The 18,115-nt window shown below is 61.9% G+C and carries 19 protein-coding genes; 6 read left to right on the top strand and 13 right to left on the bottom strand.

The features are described from left to right. Positions 1–2: 2 nt before the first annotated feature. The 3 genes from FHT69_RS11195 to FHT69_RS11185 all read right to left on the bottom strand — a co-directional run bounded on the left by FHT69_RS11195 (position 3) and on the right by FHT69_RS11185 (position 2,247). The gene (locus FHT69_RS11195) at positions 3–1,118 is read right to left on the bottom strand and encodes a pyridoxal phosphate-dependent aminotransferase (RefSeq protein ID WP_183905337.1); all 1,116 of its coding nucleotides are present in this window, start codon (positions 1,116–1,118) and stop codon (positions 3–5) included. Positions 1,119–1,222: 104 nt separating this feature from the next. Next, complete coding sequence (locus FHT69_RS11190; protein WP_028755924.1) at positions 1,223–1,624, bottom strand: pilus assembly protein PilZ; 402 nt, start codon at positions 1,622–1,624, stop codon at positions 1,223–1,225. A gap of 221 nt (positions 1,625–1,845) precedes the next feature. Beyond that, on the bottom strand, positions 1,846–2,247 hold the full coding sequence (locus FHT69_RS11185; protein ID WP_097631091.1) for a DUF2177 family protein: 402 nt from the start codon (positions 2,245–2,247) through the stop codon (positions 1,846–1,848). A 161-nt stretch (positions 2,248–2,408) separates the two neighbouring features. Between FHT69_RS11185 and FHT69_RS11180 the strand changes: the two genes are divergently transcribed. Further along, positions 2,409–2,855 carry a host attachment protein gene (locus FHT69_RS11180; protein WP_097631123.1) on the top strand — a complete coding sequence of 149 codons (447 nt, stop codon included), beginning with the start codon at positions 2,409–2,411 and terminating at the stop codon, positions 2,853–2,855. 53 nt (positions 2,856–2,908) lie between these two features. On the opposite strand, the gene FHT69_RS11175 is transcribed toward FHT69_RS11180, so the two are convergent. After that, complete coding sequence (locus tag FHT69_RS11175; protein ID WP_097631090.1) at positions 2,909–3,775, bottom strand: LysR family transcriptional regulator; 867 nt, start codon at positions 3,773–3,775, stop codon at positions 2,909–2,911. A 91-nt stretch (positions 3,776–3,866) separates the two neighbouring features. Between FHT69_RS11175 and FHT69_RS34145 the strand changes: the two genes are divergently transcribed. Next, complete coding sequence (locus FHT69_RS34145; RefSeq protein ID WP_246780714.1) at positions 3,867–4,118, top strand: hypothetical protein; 252 nt, start codon at positions 3,867–3,869, stop codon at positions 4,116–4,118. Here the strand turns inward: FHT69_RS34145 and FHT69_RS11170 are convergent. Further along, positions 4,069–4,401 carry a hypothetical protein gene (locus FHT69_RS11170; RefSeq protein WP_028755928.1) on the bottom strand — a complete coding sequence of 111 codons (333 nt, stop codon included), beginning with the start codon at positions 4,399–4,401 and terminating at the stop codon, positions 4,069–4,071. The genes FHT69_RS34145 and FHT69_RS11170 overlap by 50 nt on opposite strands. 355 nt (positions 4,402–4,756) lie before the next feature. Between FHT69_RS11170 and FHT69_RS11165 the strand changes: the two genes are divergently transcribed. Then, a complete protein-coding gene (locus tag FHT69_RS11165) occupies positions 4,757–5,194 on the top strand; it encodes a glyoxalase superfamily protein (protein WP_183905336.1) in 438 nt (145 codons plus the stop codon). An 87-nt stretch (positions 5,195–5,281) separates the two neighbouring features. Next, positions 5,282–6,649, top strand: a complete 1,368-nt coding sequence (locus FHT69_RS11160; RefSeq protein WP_183905335.1) for an MATE family efflux transporter — start codon at positions 5,282–5,284, stop codon at positions 6,647–6,649. Positions 6,650–6,739: 90 nt separating this feature from the next. On the opposite strand, the gene FHT69_RS11155 is transcribed toward FHT69_RS11160, so the two are convergent. The 8 genes from FHT69_RS11155 to FHT69_RS11120 all read right to left on the bottom strand — a co-directional run bounded on the left by FHT69_RS11155 (position 6,740) and on the right by FHT69_RS11120 (position 15,230). Continuing rightward, positions 6,740–6,901, bottom strand: a complete 162-nt coding sequence (locus FHT69_RS11155) for a hypothetical protein (RefSeq protein ID WP_179869527.1) — start codon at positions 6,899–6,901, stop codon at positions 6,740–6,742. Positions 6,902–7,002: 101 nt separating this feature from the next. Beyond that, positions 7,003–7,839 (bottom strand): helix-turn-helix transcriptional regulator, encoded by an 837-nt coding sequence (locus tag FHT69_RS11150; RefSeq protein WP_183905334.1) that lies wholly within the window; start codon positions 7,837–7,839, stop codon positions 7,003–7,005. A 164-nt stretch (positions 7,840–8,003) separates the two neighbouring features. Next, positions 8,004–8,213 (bottom strand): DUF1127 domain-containing protein, encoded by a 210-nt coding sequence (locus tag FHT69_RS11145; RefSeq protein ID WP_183905333.1) that lies wholly within the window; start codon positions 8,211–8,213, stop codon positions 8,004–8,006. A gap of 89 nt (positions 8,214–8,302) precedes the next feature. Then, complete coding sequence (iolB, locus tag FHT69_RS11140) at positions 8,303–9,100, bottom strand: 5-deoxy-glucuronate isomerase (RefSeq protein ID WP_097617467.1); 798 nt, start codon at positions 9,098–9,100, stop codon at positions 8,303–8,305. 199 nt (positions 9,101–9,299) lie between these two features. Continuing rightward, positions 9,300–10,217, bottom strand: coding sequence for a myo-inosose-2 dehydratase (gene iolE / locus FHT69_RS11135; RefSeq protein ID WP_183905332.1), 918 nt, complete (start codon positions 10,215–10,217; stop codon positions 9,300–9,302). Positions 10,218–10,283: 66 nt separating this feature from the next. Then, entirely contained in the window at positions 10,284–12,134 is a 1,851-nt protein-coding gene (iolD, locus tag FHT69_RS11130; protein ID WP_183905331.1) for a 3D-(3,5/4)-trihydroxycyclohexane-1,2-dione acylhydrolase (decyclizing), read from the bottom strand. 193 nt (positions 12,135–12,327) lie between these two features. Further along, positions 12,328–14,262: a bifunctional 5-dehydro-2-deoxygluconokinase/5-dehydro-2-deoxyphosphogluconate aldolase gene (gene iolC / locus FHT69_RS11125; protein ID WP_028758256.1), complete on the bottom strand. Its 1,935-nt coding sequence runs from the start codon at positions 14,260–14,262 to the stop codon at positions 12,328–12,330. A gap of 92 nt (positions 14,263–14,354) precedes the next feature. After that, positions 14,355–15,230: a MurR/RpiR family transcriptional regulator gene (locus FHT69_RS11120; RefSeq protein WP_028758255.1), complete on the bottom strand. Its 876-nt coding sequence runs from the start codon at positions 15,228–15,230 to the stop codon at positions 14,355–14,357. Positions 15,231–15,437: 207 nt separating this feature from the next. Between FHT69_RS11120 and FHT69_RS11115 the strand changes: the two genes are divergently transcribed. Both FHT69_RS11115 and FHT69_RS11110 read left to right on the top strand, forming a co-directional pair. Beyond that, on the top strand, positions 15,438–16,553 hold the full coding sequence (locus FHT69_RS11115; RefSeq protein ID WP_028758254.1) for a Gfo/Idh/MocA family protein: 1,116 nt from the start codon (positions 15,438–15,440) through the stop codon (positions 16,551–16,553). A gap of 183 nt (positions 16,554–16,736) precedes the next feature. After that, on the top strand, positions 16,737–17,954 hold the full coding sequence (locus FHT69_RS11110) for an NAD(P)/FAD-dependent oxidoreductase (RefSeq protein ID WP_127430673.1): 1,218 nt from the start codon (positions 16,737–16,739) through the stop codon (positions 17,952–17,954). Positions 17,955–18,115 lie beyond the last annotated feature (161 nt).

The raw sequence follows: 18,115 nt of genomic DNA, 5'->3' as shown, positions 1-18,115 counted from the left end.
GTTTATCGGCCGATCTTTTTCAGCACTTGCGGCAGCGCTTCTTCGAGGAGCGCCATATCCGTCTCCGGCCCGACGCTGACGCGAATGCAGCGATTGAGCGGCGCCACGCCGGGCATGCGGATAAAAACGCCGTGCTCCATCAGCCCGTCGACGATCGCGCGGGCATAAACGCCGTCACGCCCGGCATCGATCGCCACGAAATTGGTCGCCGAGGGCAGGGGCTTAAGACCGTTCGCCCGGGCGATAGCGCCGATCCGCTCCCGCGCCGCATGGATTTTCCCGACCACCTCGACGAGATAGGCCTGGTCCTTGAGGGCGGCGAGCGCTGCTGCCGTCGCCAGCCGATTCATGCCGAAATGATTGCGGATTTTGTCGAAGGCCTGCGCCGTGCCTGGCGTCGAGATCACATAGCCGATGCGTGCGCCGGCAAGCCCGTAGGCCTTGGAGAAGGTGCGGGTGCGAACGACGTTCGGCAGCTCGATCAGCGAAGAGATCGACGGCAGCGACCCTGCCGGCCCCGTCTCGCTATAGGCCTCGTCGAGCACCATCAACGTCGTCTCGGGCAGCGCCCGGGCGAAAGCGACGATGCTCTCGGCATCCCACCAGCTTCCCATCGGATTGTCGGGATTGGCGAAATAGACGAGCGGCGCATTCTCCCGCTTCACGGCATCGAGCAGGCCGTCGAGGTCCTCGCGGTCGTTGGCGTAGGGAACGGTCACCAGCCGGCCGCCGAAACCGGCGACGTGGAAATTGAAGGTCGGATAGGCGCCGAGCGAGGTGACGACGGGCGCGCCCGGTTCGATCACCAGCCGGACGATCTGGCCGAGCAATTCGTCGATGCCGCTGCCGATGGCAATGTTGGCGGCCGAGACGCCGAGATGGGCGGCAAGCGCTTCCCTGAGCGCGAAATTCTCCGGATCATTGTATTTCCAGATATTGCCGGCCTCTTCGCGCATCGCGGCAAACACGGAAGCGGCTGGGCCGAATCCGTTCTCATTGGCGCCGATGCGTGCCGAAACGGCAAGTCCGCGCTGGCGTTCGATCGCCTCGGGGCCGACAAAGGGAACTGTGGAGGGCAGGGCGCTGGCAAGGGGGGTGAAGCGCGAAAAGGCGGACATGCGAAAGCGGGTTCCCGGGCATATTGACAATTGACGAAACAATAGGCCCGGGCACGGCCAACGCAAGCAAGATTATTTCTGCAACAAGCCTGTTATGGGACGGTTCACGCCCTGAAAATCGGCGCACGTCGGGCGGCGATCGCTTCCATGTTGCCGACGAGGAAATCGGTGCGCACGACGCGGCGCAGAACCTCGGGGTCCATGATGTTGATGAACCGGACGCCGATGCGTTCCTTGTGGCGATAGACCTCGGCGCAGCCGATGCGATAGGCGAGGCCGAGAATGTTGAGATAATAATGCTTCGGCAGGCCGGCCGTGGTCGAGACGATGAAGGTGGCGCCGCCTTGGGATATATCGATGATCTCGGCGCTTCGCATCGAGACGCCCGTCAGGCACGGCCGGACGGCGACGATGCGGGCTGGCCGTTTGACGATGAATTCTTCCCAGCGCTGGTCGTAGACGGCGGACTTGACCGTGGCAAGGTGTGTAGCGCGGAGCATAGTCATTCACATTCTCCGTCAGTCAGGACACATTGGGGTTTATCTCAATCAAGCTGACCTTGATCTCATTCAGGCTGGCTTGATCGAGCAACTGGTCTTGATCCCAACCAAGGTCACATGAATGTTTTGCACATTCGTCAAATATAAAATTACAATTTTAACGAGTTCAAACTTTGTTCCCAAGCGGGACGCCTTCATGTTCATTATCGGGACGCGGTTTTCCGGTTTCAGCCCAGAAATCTAACGGCAAGATATCCGCCGGCGGCGGTCAGCGCCGTCAGAGCCGTGCCCCAGGCCATGTCGACCAGGCTCATGACGACTGGCCAGTTGCGAAGCGTGGCAAGATTGGTGATGTCATAGGTTCCGTAGGCCGCCAGTCCCAGAATGGCACCATGGAGAAATGCGGTGGCGATCGAGCCTGCCGACAGCGCCGGCAGCACGGCGAGCACGACCACCGCGGCGGCAAAAAACAGGTAGAACAGGGCGGCGACCGCAAGATTGGGCGAGGGCAGCATCAGCGCGCCCAACTGGTCGCGATAAAAATTGCGGGCGATGAGGCCAAGCCAGATTCCGTCGCAGACGAGCAGAGTGAGAAAGACGCCGGCATAGGCAAGCAGTGATGTCTTCATCGTCAATCTCCCAAACTTGGCCTTTCTACGCAGCAAAGGCCGGCCGGATCGTTGCCCGTTCGATTTCGGTGCAATTTTCCCGAACTCTTTCAACGGCCGGGCGTTCTGCCTTGATCGATGAAGCACGGCGCGCTTCGAATGACGACAGCGAGGAGTTGAAGATGACCAATGTCAAAGTCCCTTGGGAATCATGGGTCGTGGTCTGCGATGGAGCCAAGGCTCTGATCATGCAGAATGCCGGCGATGCCCAACTGATGAACCTGAAGGTGCTGGAAACCCTGACGCAGCCGAGTGCGCCCGATCGCGAGATTGGCGCCGACAAGCCCGGCCGGACCCATGCCGCAGACGGCCTCAGCGGCAGCGCTGTCGAGGAGACCAACTGGCATGATCAGGCTGAAGTCGAATTTCTGAAACAGGTGGCGGAAAAGCTCGACGAATTGGTGCAGGAAAAGAATGCCCGCCGCATCGTCCTCGTTGCTCCGCCGAAGGCGCTCGGCACATTGCGGCCGGCGCTTCGCGCCTATACGCAGGCGATGATCACCGCTGAGGTGGCGAAGGACTATACCAATATGCCGGTCGACGAGATCGAGCGGCATCTCGCGGCCTGAGCCGCCCGCAGTAACTTGAGGAAAACGCGGGTCGAGAGGCCCGCGTTTTCGTATCATACCAACGGCCTCTGCCCGGCAAACAGCTCTTCATGATCGGCAAAGAGCGCCGCCAGGCGGTCGATGACAATCCTGACCTCCGGCCGTTGCCGCTCGTCGTCATGCGCAACAATCCACATCTCGTATGTCAGTTCGTCGATGACAGGCCCGGCGCGGACGAGTCTGCGCTCCTGATCGCCGATAAAACAGGGGAGCACGCCACGGCCGGCACCGCCGCGGATCAGGTAAAACAGCATATGCGGCGTGTTCGTCCAGCTGGTGATCCAGTAATCCGGCTGTTCGAAAGTCCATTTGTCGGCCGGCGTGACGGCTGTATCGGTGCCGAGCGAGATCCAGTTGCAGTTGGCCTCGTTATAATCTGCCGCCTGGTAGACCGCATGCGCCACCTTGACCGAACGGCGGATCGCGACATTGCCGCTCTCCGGCCGGCTGTGGCCAATGGCGATATGCGCTTCCCGATAGGTGAAATCGACACTCGTATCTGAGGTTTTGTAGCACATGCGGAAGCTGTCCTTCGGCGTCCAGGCGCTGGCCAGATGATCGGCGATGAAGCGCGAGGTCCAGCTGTCGGCGGCCGTCGAGACGATCGGCAGTGTCAGCACCTCGTCGCGCCAGTCCGAGATCGCCCGCGCCGCATCCTGCATCAGCCGGACGCGATCGAGCAGTTCCTGCCCATCCTTGGCGAGCAGATAACCGGTGGGGCCGCGGCTGAACAGCGAGCGGCCCGTCACCCGTTCGAGCGCCAGCATGCGCCGGCCGATCGTCGGCGCGCTGAGCCCGGTGCGCGCCGCCGCCGCCGAAAGCCCGCCGCCGGTCGCGACATGGAAGAAAAGCTGCAGGTCGTCCCAGCTGGCATCTTTCATGGATGAAAACCCCCTTTCCCCCACGCCTCTACATCGGAGAGGCGCGAAGGCTTAGCTCAAGTGCACGAGCCAATAGATGGAGGACGAAGCAATGGATCTCAACTGGGTTACTCTCTTTAAGGAAGTCGAAACCCGCAATCGCCGGATCCGCCGCGATCGCTTTGCCGATCCGCTTGAGCGGCCGGAATGGTGCGGATTGCTCTGGGCCGTTCCGATCATCGCGCGTCTCGCTGCACGGCGGGGCGCCGAAACAAAAGCGATGCCCCGCGATGCTCCGCGGATCGCAAAAAGCCTCAGCTTTCGAAGCTCAGCCGCAGCACGTGGTGCAGGAATTCCGGATTGAGCAGCATGTTGAAGCTGATCGTCACCAATTCGCCTTCGCGCTTGACGACGGTCGAGCCGATCTCGTCATGGATGCCGAGGATTTCGAGGAAGAAATGGCTCGGCATTTCCAGGTTGGGGCTGACTTCGAGCAGGGCGCCGGCGAGCGTGATCGTGCGGATCAGGCAGCGCACCTGCGTTCCGGTGCTGAGGTGATGGCCGACGAAGATGATGTTGCCCGGCCTGTCGAGATTGAATTCCCTGTAAGCACGTTCCGGCTTGGGGTGTTCTGTGTCGAGGTGCATCTGAAAGGCCCTTTTAGCCTCCGCTTGGTATAGGACAGGATATTAGCTTAGGAATGCTGACGGTTGCTGAAGAACATCGTTAGAATTGAATGCATCCGTGAAATCCGCGGGAAAATCGCACCGATTTCGGGCAGATTTGCTCCAAATTTGCTCATTTCACAACGCATATGCGCCATTCTTGACATGCCTGCGTCGTTGCCGCATACAAGGGTCGGTTCGAGGCACCGGCCGCTCGCGGATGAAAATCCATGGTGAAGCCCTCGCGATCATGGTCACGGCCCCTTGTGCATGCTGACTGGCGGCAATGCGAGCTCCCATCCGCAGTCGAAGAGCATGCCTTGTGAAGGCTCACTCCATGACGACCTATCCTGCCATTGAAGAATTGAAGGCTCAGGCCAAGCGTCTGCGCCAGGCGATGAACGATCGCGGCACCTCGCTGACCCACAGTGCGGCCCTGGAAATGATCGCCCGCCAGCACGGCGTGCGCGACTGGAACACGCTCGCGGCCCTTGCGGCAAAGCCCAACGCCGCTCCAAAGGCGCCGCTTTTCGTCGGCGCGCATATTCGCGGCCGTTATCTCAATCAGCCGTTCACCGGCGAGGTTCTGGCGCTTTCGGCCCTGCCGGGCGGCGACCTCCACAGGATCACCATCCATTTCGACGAGCCGGTGGATGTCGTCACCTTCGAGAGCTTCTCGGCCTTTCGCCGGCGTGTGAACGCGCAGATCGATGCCGACGGCGTGTCGCCGAGGAAGACCTCGAACGGTCTGCCGCATCTGGTGCTCGACCTGTAAGTTGCTTCTCTTTTTCTTTTGAGGCGGCCCGAATCCGCATGATTGCAAGCCGGGCTCGGGTCTCGCCGATATGACACGGATTTCTCCATGACCGATCTTTCGCAAGGCAATGCCTTTCTCACCGGCTGGCTGCCGGGCGTCTTCGTCAAGACGGCGGCGCCGATCGTCGCGATCACCACCGTCAACGGCCTGTTCACCGTCGTCGACGCCTATTTCCTCGGCGCCTATGTCGGCCCGGATGCACTCTCTGCCGTCAGCCTGATTTTCCCGGGGCTGATGCTGCTGATCGCCCTGCAATCGCTGGTTTCGAACGGCATGGCGAGCATCCTCGCCCGCCGGCTGGGTGCCGGCAATCGCGATGGTGCGCGTCGGGTCTTTGCCGGCGCGCATGCGCTGGCGCTCGCCGTTACCCTTATCCTCAATTTGGTCTACTGGACGGTGGGCCGGCAGATCATCGGTGCCGGTGCTGCCGGCAATTCCGCCGTAACCGATGGCGCAACGCTGTTCATGGGCGCGATGATCGCCTGTGCGCCGGTCAGCTTCTTTCTGTCGCTGCATCTCGACGGATTGCGCTGCGAAGGCAAGATCGGCTTCATGACGCTGGTGACGCTGTCGGCCTCGCTGCTCAACATCTTCGCCAACTGGCTGTTCATGGCGGTGATCCATTGGGGCGTGCTCGGTTCGGCAGCCGGCTCCATCGCCTCGCAATTCGTCTGTCTTGCGGCCGTGCTCGCCTATCGCTGGCGTCGGCCCACGGCACTCAGGCCGTCCTCTGGAGCAGCACTTGCCGAATGGCGTGGCATCGTCGCCTTCGGCGCTCCGATGAGCCTCGGCTTCATCGGCATATCGCTGGCCTCGGCCGCCATTCTGATCAATGTCTCGCTCTGGAGCGTGGCAGATCATGTCGCCACGATTGCCGCCTACGGCATCATCACCCGGATCATGACCTTCACCTATCTGCCGCTGCTTGGCCTCAGCATCGCCCTGCAGACGATCGCCGGCAACAATCACGGTGCCGGCCTCGGGCTTCGCGTCGGCCGCAGCCTGCAGATCGCCATGCTCGCAGCACTCGTCTATTGCACTTTGGTGGAGGCTACCGTCGAGTTGCTGGCTGGCCGCCTTGGCGCCGTCTTCGTCGCCGATCCCGCCATAACAGCCGAGGTCAGGCGAATTCTGCCCTGGACGATCGCCGCCTATTTTCTCTTTGGGCAGATGCTGATCCTTTCGTCCTATTTCCAATCGATCGGCGATGCGCCGCGCGCCGCGATCTTCGGCCTGTCGCGGCCCTATCTGCTGACCCTGCCGCTCACCTTCCTGCTTCCCTTCATCTTCGGCGAGCAGGGAATCTGGATGGTGCCGGTCTTTGCCGAGGCAGGCATGGTCATCCTTGCCGTCCTGGTGCTGTCGCAGAACGCCAAACGCCGCGGCTGGCGCTATGGGCTTCTACCCGCCTGATACGGCAAAGCCGTGCCGCCTCGTGAATTGACCCCCGAAGGTTAACATCAACCCTCGGGGTCAGTTCACTGGCGGCTTTATCTGATACCGTCATTCATTGCCGCTCGAAGCGGCCGATGTCGCAGCTTCCGCCTCGTTCAACGCCTCGGCGCATTCCTGGCAGCAGACCTCGACAGTCTTGCCCCCGAGCTTGACGGTGATGGTTTCCGCGCCGAGTTCGCAGTCGCAGGCAGCGCATGTGGTCTTCTTCATCTGGTGATCCTCCGGTTATTGTCCCCAGACCGGGACAGGCTGATAAGATCATCGAAGAGGGCATCACCGCTGTCGAAATCTTTAGCGATCGAGGGGGACTCTCACTTGCGCCGCAGCTGCGCCGAGTGCTGGAATTCGGCTGGAGTCTGCCCGAAGGACTGCTTGAAGGACGCGCTGAAATGGCTGTGGCTGGAAAAGCCGAGATCGAGACCGAGCGCCGTCAGGTCCTCGTACTGGCCGAGCAGATCGAGCGCGCGGGCAAGCCGCAACCGCAACTGGTAGCGATAGAGCGGTGTGGCCTCGACCTGCTGGAAGACCTGGGTGAGATAAACCGGCGACACGCCCACTTCCGAAGCGATTTCCGCAAGCGTCCAGCGCCGCGCGAGATCGGAGGAGAGCACCAGCTTGGCCCGGTCGACGAGTTTCTGCCGGCCGGCGCTGGCGCCCGCTGCATGCGAGGTCCGCTCGCCGAGCGAGCGGCGCACCAGCGTCAGCGCCAGAATTTCGGCCTCCAGCGTTTCGGCGACGTTGCGGCGAAGAGCATGACGCAGGAGCGCGACCAGCGCCTGCGCGCGCGGATCGATCCGCCGGCGCTGGCGACGGAAGGAAAAGACCGGGCCGGGCTGTGCCTGATCCTTCGGCGCGAGTTCTTCGAGCATGGATTCGTCGATCGCGAGATCGATGCAGGCATCGCCGCCCTCGATAGGGTGGCTGATCCGATATCCCTGGCCGGCATTGAAGAACACGACCTGATTGGCTTCGGCCACCGTATCGTTGCGGCCGACGTGCCGCATGAAGACGCCGCGATAGGGATAGACGAGGCTCGTCCGGTGGGCACATTCCTCGTCGCTCTTGTGGCGGCATTCGCCATTGCAGACGATGTCACGAATGGTGACCATCTTCGTTTTCAGGAGCGGTGCTGTTGAAAACTGCGACATGTCATGTTCCGGGTCAGACAGGTCGCCGGATGAGGCGACCCACTGCATAATTCTCTAAATCGGAATCGATTTAAAGAATTATGCAGCGATTCAAAATGCGACAGCGTCCTTTGCGCGTCTGAAAAGACGCGCGGCGCTGTAGGGCACAATATCACGCTCAGGTTTCAGGTGCGACTGTAGACATGGACGTCACTTTCGGTCTGCCCCCTGGAAAGGCCGATATCCTTCAGTTGCTCGTCGGACAGCTCCATCAGCGCATTGCAGTTGCGCCGTTCGTTCATCTTGCGCGCCAGCCAGTGTGCTGCGGTGACGATGGCAAGGAACAAGCCGGGCCGCATATTGCGGGCCGAGATTGTGGAATTCGAACTATGCATGGTGATCCTCCATCCGTGTTTGGATGGAGGCAGTGAACCATCAGCGGTGATTTCGCGCTGTCAGATTATTTAGCGATCTGAATCAGCCTTCACGCCTTCAGTAACCACTCATGCTCGGCGGCATTGTGGAATTTCCAGATCCGCTTCGGCCCGGCCATGACGTTGAGGTAATAGAGATCGTAGCCATGGGTAGCCGCGCAGGGATGATAGCCCTTCGGTACCAGCGTCACGTCGCCGTCCTCGATCGCCATCGCCTCGTCGAGCGAGCGGTCGTCGGTATAGACGCGCTGGAAACCGAAGCCCTGCGGCGGGTTGAGGCGGTGGTAATAGGTCTCTTCCAGGAAGCTTTCGTTCGGCAGGTCGTCCTGGTCGTGCTTGTGCGGCGGATAGGAGGAGGTGTGGCCGCCCGGCGTGATCACCTCGACGACGAGCAGCGAATGCGCCGAGCTGTCGTCTTCCGGCATGATATTGTTGACATAGCGGACATTCGTGCCCTTGCCGCGCGTCACCTGCGGATGCGTGCCGGGCGGGATGGCCTTTGCCTGATAGGTGCCGCCGCCGGGCGCCGAGCAGACGGCAAGCTCCAGATCGGTCTCGGCCGTCACCGACCATGTCGATTCCATCGGGATGTAGAGCGCATGCGGGGCGCCTTCGAACGGGCTCATACGGCCGCCGAGCGTGCCGAAATCCTTGGTGCCGGCCGATGCCTTGCCCTTGCCGGTCACCCAGACGAGGCAGACTTCGCGATCGCCCGTCTCTCCCGAAACAGTCTCGCCCGGCTTCAGCCGATGCAGATCGAAGCCGACATAGGTCCAGCCGGCATTTTCCGGAGTGACATGGGTGACGCGGCCATGCGTGCCGGACGGTTTCACCTTGAGGTTTGGCATTGGTATTTCTCCTCGTAAATTGGCGGATGCGGCCCCCTCATCCTGCCGCCACCTTCTCCCCGAGGGGAGAAGGGATATGCCGCACCTGCCTTGTTCCCCCTTCTCCCCTGGGGGAGAAGGTGCCCGAAGGGCGGATGAGGGGGCTTCTTGCCCTGACGATGCTATTCAGCCGCCCCTGGCGGAGAGGGCGTTTTTTCGGTTATCCCTTCGGGAAACCTTCCGTCTCCACGATATAACCAGCCGCCGTCATGACGCGCATCAATTCGGCATGGCCGATCTCGGCCATTTTCTGCGGCGGCGCCTTGCGCGGATCCTGTTCCGCCTCGACGACGAACCAGCCTTCATAGCCATGATCGGCCAGCCGCTGGACGATGGCGCCGAAATCGAGCGAGCCGTCGCCAGGCACCGTGAAGGCGCCGAGCGCCACCGCATCGAGGAAGGACTGCCGGCTGCGGTCCAGCCCATCTACCACGGGCTTGCGGATGTCCTTGACGTGAACATGGTTGATACGGGCGTGGTGATTGTCGATGGCGCGCAGCACATCGCCGCCGGCAAAGGCGAGATGTCCGGCATCGAGCAGCAGCGGAATGCCTTCACCCGAAGAGCGCATGAAGGCGTCGAGTTCTGGCTCGGTTTCGACCACGGCGGCCATGTGGTGATGATAGGAAAGCGGCATGCCCTGCTCGGCGCACCATTCCCCGAATTCCGTGACGCGCCGCGCATAGGCCTTCATCTCGTCATCGGAGAGGCGCGGCTTGGTGGCGAGCGGCTTGGAGCGGTCGCCCTGGATGGAGCGACCGACTTCGCCATAAACGATGCAGGGCGCATTGACCGCCTTGAACAGCGCGATCATCGGCGCGATGCGGTCCTTGTTGGCGGCAAGCTCCTCATTGACAAGCGTACCGGAGAACCAGCCGCCGCATAGCGTCACGTCGGCGGCGCGCAGAATCGGGAGCATTTCTTCCGGATTGCTGGGGAAACGGCGGCCTTGTTCCATGCCGGTGAAACCGGCGCTGCGCGATTGCCGCAGGCATTCCTCGAGGGACACATCGTCGCTGAGCTCAGGAAGATCGTCGTTCCACCACGCGATGGGCGACATGCCGAGTTTGGCCTTCATCAACATTCTCCTTAAAAGTATTGCGGAAGAGCCGGGACGCTCTTCCGAAAAAATGACAGCAGTCGATCAGCCGATACGCTGGGCGGCGCGTGCTTCGACATAGCCCTTGCGCGCTTCGTTGACCTGTTCGCGCGGACTGACCTCAGGCACCACGACATCCCACCAATGGCCGCCGGCTTCCGTGGTAATGAGCGGATCGGTGTCGATGAGGAAGACCGAGGTGCGGTCGTTCGTCTTCGAATCGATGATCGCCTGCTCGAGTTCCGCGATGGAGCCGACCTTGACGGCGATGGCGCCCATGCTTTCGGCATGCGCGCGGAAATCGATCTCCGGCATCACCTCGTGATAGGAGTCCTTCAGCAGATTGTTGAAGTTGGCGCCGCCTGTTCCCATCTGCAATCGGTTGATGCAGCCATAACCGCGATTGTCGAGCACGACGATGTTGAGCTTGAGGCCGAGCATGACCGACGTCGCGATCTCGGAATTCATCATCATGTAGGAGCCGTCGCCGACCATGACGACGACATCCCGTTCGGGATGCGCCATCTTGGCGCCGAGACCGCCGGCAATCTCATAGCCCATGCAGGAGAAGCCGTATTCCATATGATAGCTGCCAGGCGCGGTCGCCGGCCAGAGCTTGTGCAATTCGCCGGGAAGGCCGCCTGCAGCGCAAAGAACCGTCGTATTCTCGCCGCCGATCGTGCGCGCCACCGCGCCGATCACCTGCGCATCGGAGGGCAGGGCGGCATTGCTCGTGGCCATCGCCCTGGCCGCAGCCTCTATCCAGACCTTCTTCTCCGCGGCCGCCTTCTCCGCGAGTGCTGCCGGCGCCTTCCAGCCGGAAAGCCCTGCCGAAAGCGCCTTCAGCCCTTCGCGGGCATCGGCCACCAGCGGATGGCTATCGTGCTTCACCGCGTCATAGGCGGCGATATTGAGGCCGACCATCTTGAGGCTGTCGTTCTTGAACAGCGCCCAGGAGCCGGTGGTGAAATCCTGGCAGCGGGTGCCAACGGCGATGACGAGGTCCGTCTCTTCCGCGATCGCATTTGCTGCCGAGGTGCCGGTGACGCCGACCGAGCCGAGCGCCAGCGGATGGGTCTCGTTGATCGATGACTTGCCGGCCTGGGTGACGACGACGGGAAGGCCGTGGGCTTCGGCAAAAGCGGCAAGCTCCTGCGTCGCCTGCGAATAAAGCACGCCGCCGCCGGCAACGATCACCGGCTTCTGCGACGCCTTGATCAGCGCAATGGCATTTGCCAGCTCGTCCGCATCCGGCTGCGGCCGGCGGGTTGTCCAGACCTTTTCATCGAACAGGCTTTCCGGATAATCATAGGCTTCCGCCTGAACGTCCTGGCAGAGCGACAGTGTCACCGGGCCGCAATCCAGGGGGTCGGTCAGGACCTGCATGGCGCGCTTCAGCGCCGTGATGATCTGCTCGGGCCGGGTGATGCGGTCGAAATAGCGCGAAACCGGACGGAAGGCATCATTGGCCGAAACCGTGCCATCGCCGAAATCCTCGATCTGCTGCAGCACCGGATCCGGCGCACGGTTGGCGAAGACGTCGCCCGGCAGGAAGAGAACGGGAATACGATTGACATGCGCGACGCCCGCGGCCGTCACCATGTTCAGTGCGCCGGGACCGATCGAGGTCGTGCAGGCCATGAAGCGCGTGCGGAAATTCGCCTTGGCATAGGCGATCGCGGCATGCGCCATACCCTGTTCGTTGTGGGCGCGATAGGTCGTCAATTCGCCGCGCACCTGATAGAGCGCCTCGCCGATGCCGGCGACGTTGCCGTGACCGAAGATCGCCCAGACGCCGCCGAAGATCTGCACCTTCTTGCCGTCGACGATCGTCATCTGCTTCTTGAGGAAATGCGCGACGGCCTGCGCCATCGTCAACCGTATCGTCTTGCCCATCGGGTCCTCCCGCAATCTTTCTTTCACGTTTTTTCCTTCCCCAACCCTCCCCACAAGGGGAGGGTTAACCCGGCGGGCTCTCACCATTCTCGCCGCAGGATCTCGTCCAAAAGAACGTTCGCTCATGGCGTGAGGCGAGCCTCAAGTTAAGTCCCTCCCCCTTGCGGGGAGGGGTTGGGGAGGGTCTTAATTCTCAGTGCCGCCCACGCGTCTTCAGCCACGCTTCGGTCAGTTGCCGGAAGCGGCCGGCCATGTCGGCGATCGCCTCCTCGTCGTTTATTTCGCCCGAAAGCCAGGCGCGCGCCGGATCGGCAAAGATCGTCCGGCCAACGGCGAAGCCCTTGACGGAGGGAGCCGCCAGCGTCGCCTCGAAGCAGGAGATCAGCTCGTCGGCGGGCGCCTCGAGGCCCAAGAGCACGATACCGCGGCACCATGGATCATTTTTGGCGATCACCGCATCGATTTTCTTCCAGGCTTGGCTCGATGCCTGCGGCTCGAGTTTCCACCAGTCCGGCTTGATGCCGAGCGCATAAAGCTCTTCCAGCGCGGTCGCGATCGTATCGTCGGTGAGCGGCCCGTTCTTGCCGGCGATGATCTCCACCAGCAACTCGCGGCCGACCTTGCGGGCGGCCTCGAACAGCGTGCGCAGTTTCTCCTGCTGCTCCGTCTTCAGGTCAGCCGGATCATCGGGATGATAGAAGCACAGGCACTTGATGCAATGACCGAGCGGCCATTCCACAAGCTGCGAGCCGATATCCTGGCTGAATTCGAAGCGCAGCGGCTTCGAGCCCGGCAATTCCACCGGTCGGCCGATCCAAGAGAAATTCTTCGTTGCCGCGTCGAAGAAGGCGTCGCGGCCGAAACGTTCGTCGATCAGCATGCCGTAGCCGTCGCGGCCGTTCGACACCCGTGCCGCCGCCGCGACCGCCAGCCGCTTGAAGGCGCCGATCTTCTCATGGCCGACGCCGAGCTCATCGGCGACGCTGACGAGCTGCGAGCGGTGGTCGATCGCCAGCGCCATCAGAAGCGGGACTTCGCCGCGCCGGGTCGAGGCCCAGTGGATATGGTTGATCGCCTCGTCCTTGCGCAGTGCCCGGTGTTTGCTGCCGTTCGTCAGGAAGAAGTCGAGTTCCGCCCAGGTCGGATATTCCGGCGAGCAGAGCAGGCGGGAAACGGCGAAGGCGCCGCAGGCATTGGCCCAGGTGGCGCACGTCTTCAGCGGCTCGTCGCGCAGGAAGCCGCGCAGGAAGCCGGACATGAAGGCATCGCCGGCACCGAGCACGTTGAAGACTTCGATCGGGAAACCCTGGCCGACGATGCCGGCCTCGAGATCGTCGGCAATCGGCCCGTCATAGACGATGCAGCCCATCGCGCCGCGCTTCAGTACGATCGTTGCCGGCGACAGGCGGCGAATCTCCTTCAGCGCACCGAGCACGTCGTCGGCGCCGGAAGCGATCAGGATTTCCTCTTCTGTCCCGACGATGAGGTCGCAGTCCGGCAGCGTCTCCTTCATCTTCGAGGAGACCCGGTCGGATTTCACGTAGCGCTCGAAGCCTTCCGCATGGCCGGCAAGTCCCCACAGGTTCGGCCGGTAATCGATGTCGAAGATTACCTTGCGGCCGTTCGCCTTGGCGATACGGATCGCCTTGCGCTGCGCGGCCTCGGTATTCGGCCGCGAGAAATGCGTGCCGGAAACGAGAACGGCGCGCGACGATCTGATGAAATTTTCGTCGATATCGCCTTCATCGAGCGCCATATCGGCGCAGTCCGATCGATAGAAGATCATCGGCGAGACGCCCTCGGCCTCGACCGCAAGCAGCACCAGCGCCGTCAGCCGCTCCTTGTCGGTGATGATACCGTCTGTGGCGACACCTTCGCGCGCCGACTGCTCGCGGATGAAGCGTCCCATCTGCTCGTCGCCGACGCGGGTGATGAGGCCGGATTTGAGGCCGAGCCGCGCCGTGCCGATAGCGATATTGGCCGGGCAGCCACCGACGGACTTGGCGAAGGAGGCGATATCCTCCAGCCGTGAACCGATCTGCTGACCGTAAAGATCGACCGAGGAACGGCCGATGGTGATCACATCAAGCGCCGGCTCCGGCTGCGAACCCGGATTCGATTGTACCATGATGTCCTCCCGCTAGATTTTGCGCGGCTTCCAGTGCCTGCGAATTTTCAATAATGAAACATTGGTTCCGAGATTTTGTCAATTCGGAATGTTTATTCCATTTTGCCTTTTACAGGTTTTGACTGCTGCCGCTTGCGCCGCCGCTCGGCAATTGCAACCGGCAGTGCCATGGTGAGCGCCATCGAAGCCGAAAGCGAGCGGAAGCCGGCGAAATCGGCCTCCGCCACCTCGAACCAGTGCGTGGCACAGGCGGCAAGCGGCGAGAAAGCCGAATCGGTGATCGCGATAACGGGCACGCCGCGGTCGGCAAGTTCCTGGCTCTGGCTGAGGCTGTCGGCCGCATAGGGCGAGAAGCTCGCCGCGATCGCCGCATCCCTGGGTGTTGCAAACTGCACCATCTCCGGATCGACGCCGTTCGGCGAGGCGACGATCTGGTGGCGGATGTTGAGCTTGGAAAAAGCGTAGGTCATGTGCGCCGTCAGCGGGTAGGAGCGCCGTTTGGCGATCAGATAGATCGTCTCGGCGCCGGCAAGGATATTCACCGCTTTCGTGAAAGTATCGCTCTGCACTGTCGCCGCCAACCGGTTGACCGACTGGTTGGCCGCGGCAATGAAGCCGGAAAGCAGATTGGCGTCCTCATCGTCGCCGCTCGATTGCTCCAGCGTGACGAGCCGCTCTTCGTAACTCAGCGTCCGGTCGCGCAATCTTTCGCGAAAGATGCTCTGCAGGTCGGAAAAGCCTCCATACCCCAGATGATGCGCCAGGCGCACCAGCGTCGAGGGCTGGACGTCCGAGGCGGCCGCGATGCTCGCCGTCGTGCCGAAGGCGATTTCGTCGGGATTGCCGAGCGCGAAGGCTGCGACCTGCGCCAGCCGCTTCGGCATGTTCGCCTTGCGCTCGATGATGGTGCTGCGCAGGCTTTCAAAATCGCGCGGCACACGCGCGTGCCTCTTGGGATCGTTATCCATGCTTGCGGCTCACGAGATGAAACAAATATTCCATATTGTCGAACATAGACGATTTCAAACGACACGCCTAATTGTTTTTAATCGCCTGTAATTGAAGGCTTTTGGACAGTTGTGCGGGGAAGGGCGCGAGAAATGCCATGCGTAGGTCTCTTGTCAAAATGATCCAAATATTCCAAAAATCCGCGCGCAGCTCTGGAGGAGACGGAAATGAAGCCACTCGGCATCGGTTTGATCGGCACCGGTTATATGGGCAAATGCCATGCGCTGGCGTGGAATGCGGTGAAGACTGTGTTCGGCGATGTCGAGCGTCCGCGTCTCGTGCATCTGGCCGAAGCCAATGCCGGGCTTGCTGAGGCCCGTGCCGGTGAATTCGGCTTCGAGAAGGCGACGGCGGACTGGCGGGCGCTGATCGCCGACCCCGAGGTCGACGTCGTCTCCGTCACGACGCCCAATCAGTTCCACCCCGAGATGGCGATTGCAGCCCTCGAAGCCGGCAAGCATGTCTGGTGCGAAAAGCCGATGGCGCCGGCCTATGCCGATGCCGAGCGCATGCTGGAAACCGCAAAGCGGTCAGGCAAGGTCGCCGCCCTTGGTTACAATTACATCCAGAATCCCGTCATGCGGCATATCAGGACGCTGATTGGGGAGGGCGCCATCGGTACGGTCAACCACATCCGCGTCGAGATGGACGAGGACTTCATGGCCGATCCCGATGTCTTCTTTTATTGGAAGAGCGAGCTTTCCGCCGGCTACGGCGCCCTCGACGATTTCGCCGTGCATCCGCTATCGCTGCTTTGGTACCTCTTCGGCCATGTCGAGGCCGTCATAACGGATATGGTGAAACCCTATGCCGATCGCCCGCTGAGCGAAGGTGGTCGCCGTGCCGTCGAAAACCACGATGGCGCCAACGTGCTGATGCGGCTTGGCGGCGGCATTTCCGCCGTGTTGATGGCGAATCGCGCCGCCTGGGGCCGCAAGGGCCGCATCGCCCTGCAGATTTTCGGCTCGAAAGGCTCGATCGTCTACGACCAGGAGCGCATGAACGAATTCGAACTCTATCAGGCCGAGGGGCGCGGCTCGGAACAGGGCTTCCGCAAGATACTGGCGGCACCCGCCCATCGGCCCTATGATCGCTTCATCCCGGCGCCCGGCCATGGCCTGGGCTTCAACGATCTGAAGATCATCGAATGCCGCGAGCTGATCCGGGCAATTTCAGGCGAGCCGTCGTCGATCGTGACATTCGAAGACGGTCTCAGGATAGAGAAGTCGGTGCATGCCATGGCACAGTCCTTCCACGAGCGCCGTTGGATCGAGATCGGCTGAATGTAAGAGGCCGCTTTCCGTTGACGGCGTATGAGGTCGCTGCATAATCCTTAAATCGGAATCGATTTGAAGAGGATGCGGCAAATTGAAAGTGCTACAGCGTCCTTTGCGCGTCTGAAGACGCGGGGCGTTGGAGGGGATAGCCTTGGCGCGAGTGTCGGGCGCAGCTTCAGGAGTGAGATCGTGACGGATAGACTGGTGATCATCGGCGCGGGACAGGCCGGTTTCGCATTGGCGGCCAAGCTGCGTGCGTTGAAGGACGCGCGCCCGATCACCCTTATCGGCGCGGAGGACGTGGCGCCCTATCAGCGCCCGCCGCTTTCGAAGAAATACCTGCTCGGCGAAATGGCATTCGACCGTCTGCTGTTCCGCGCCGAGCACTGGTATGCCGACAACGATGTCGACCTTCGCGTTTCGACCTGGGCCGAGCAGATCAAGCCTGACACCAAGCAGGTTCTCCTGCAGGACGGCTCCGTTCTCGATTACGGCACGCTGGCGCTGGCCACCGGCTCGACGCCGCGCCGGCTGCCGGCCGCAATCGGCGGTGATCTCGAAGGCGTCTATGTCGCCCGCGACAAGCGCGATGCCGATCTGCTCGCCGAAGAGATGCGTCCCGGTCGCCGCGTCCTCATCATCGGCGGCGGTTATATCGGTCTCGAGGCGGCAGCCGTCGCCCGCCATCGCGGCCTTGAGGTGACCGTCATCGAGATGGCCGACCGTATCCTGCAGCGCGTCGCGGCGAAGGAGACCGCCGACATCATGCGCGGGATCCATGAAAGCCATGACGTGATGATTCGGGAAAAGACGGGGCTCAAGCATCTGATCGGCACGGATGGCCGCGTCACCGGCGCCGCACTTTCCGACGGTTCGGTCATCGATATCGACTTCGCCGTCGTCGGCATCGGCGTTGCGCCGAACGACCAGCTCGCCAAGGAAGCCGGACTCGAAGTCGCCAACGGCATTGTCGTCGACGAATTCGCCCGCACCTCCGATCCGTCGATCTTTGCCGCCGGTGATTGCGCGGCCCTTCCCTGGCAGGGCGGCCGCATCAGGCTCGAATCGGTGCAGAACGCCGTCGACCAGGCCGAAGCGGCGGCTGCCGTCATCGCCGGCGGCAGCGAGCCTTATGAGCCGAAGCCATGGTTCTGGTCCGATCAGTATGACGTCAAGCTGCAGATCGCCGGCTTCAATCTCGGCTATGATGAGACGCTGCTGCGCCCCGGCGCCCGCGAAGGCGCCCACTCCGTCTGGTACTTCAGGGATGGCCTGCTGATTGCCGTCGATGCGATAAACGACGCGAAAGCCTATGTGACCGGAAAGAAACTGCTGGAATCCGGGATCAATCCCGACAGATCGATTCTCGCCGACCCCTCTGCCGACCTCAAGAGGCTGCTCGGCTAAATCAGCACCTGTTGGCGCCGGCGGTAACGCCGTCCTGGATTCGCTGATCCTGCCGGAGGCCGGGCGGCAAGGCTCGGCGTCTTTCGCCAAGACAACGAAGCGCGATTAATTTCTTCTGATCACGGCAGGAAATGCCGTTCTGTTTGCGCAGCCAGCCGAAA

This window comes from Rhizobium sp. BK008, from assembly GCF_014197345.1.
GTDB lineage: Bacteria > Pseudomonadota > Alphaproteobacteria > Rhizobiales > Rhizobiaceae > Rhizobium > Rhizobium anhuiense.
This window is presented reverse-complemented; position numbering and strand designations above follow the sequence as displayed.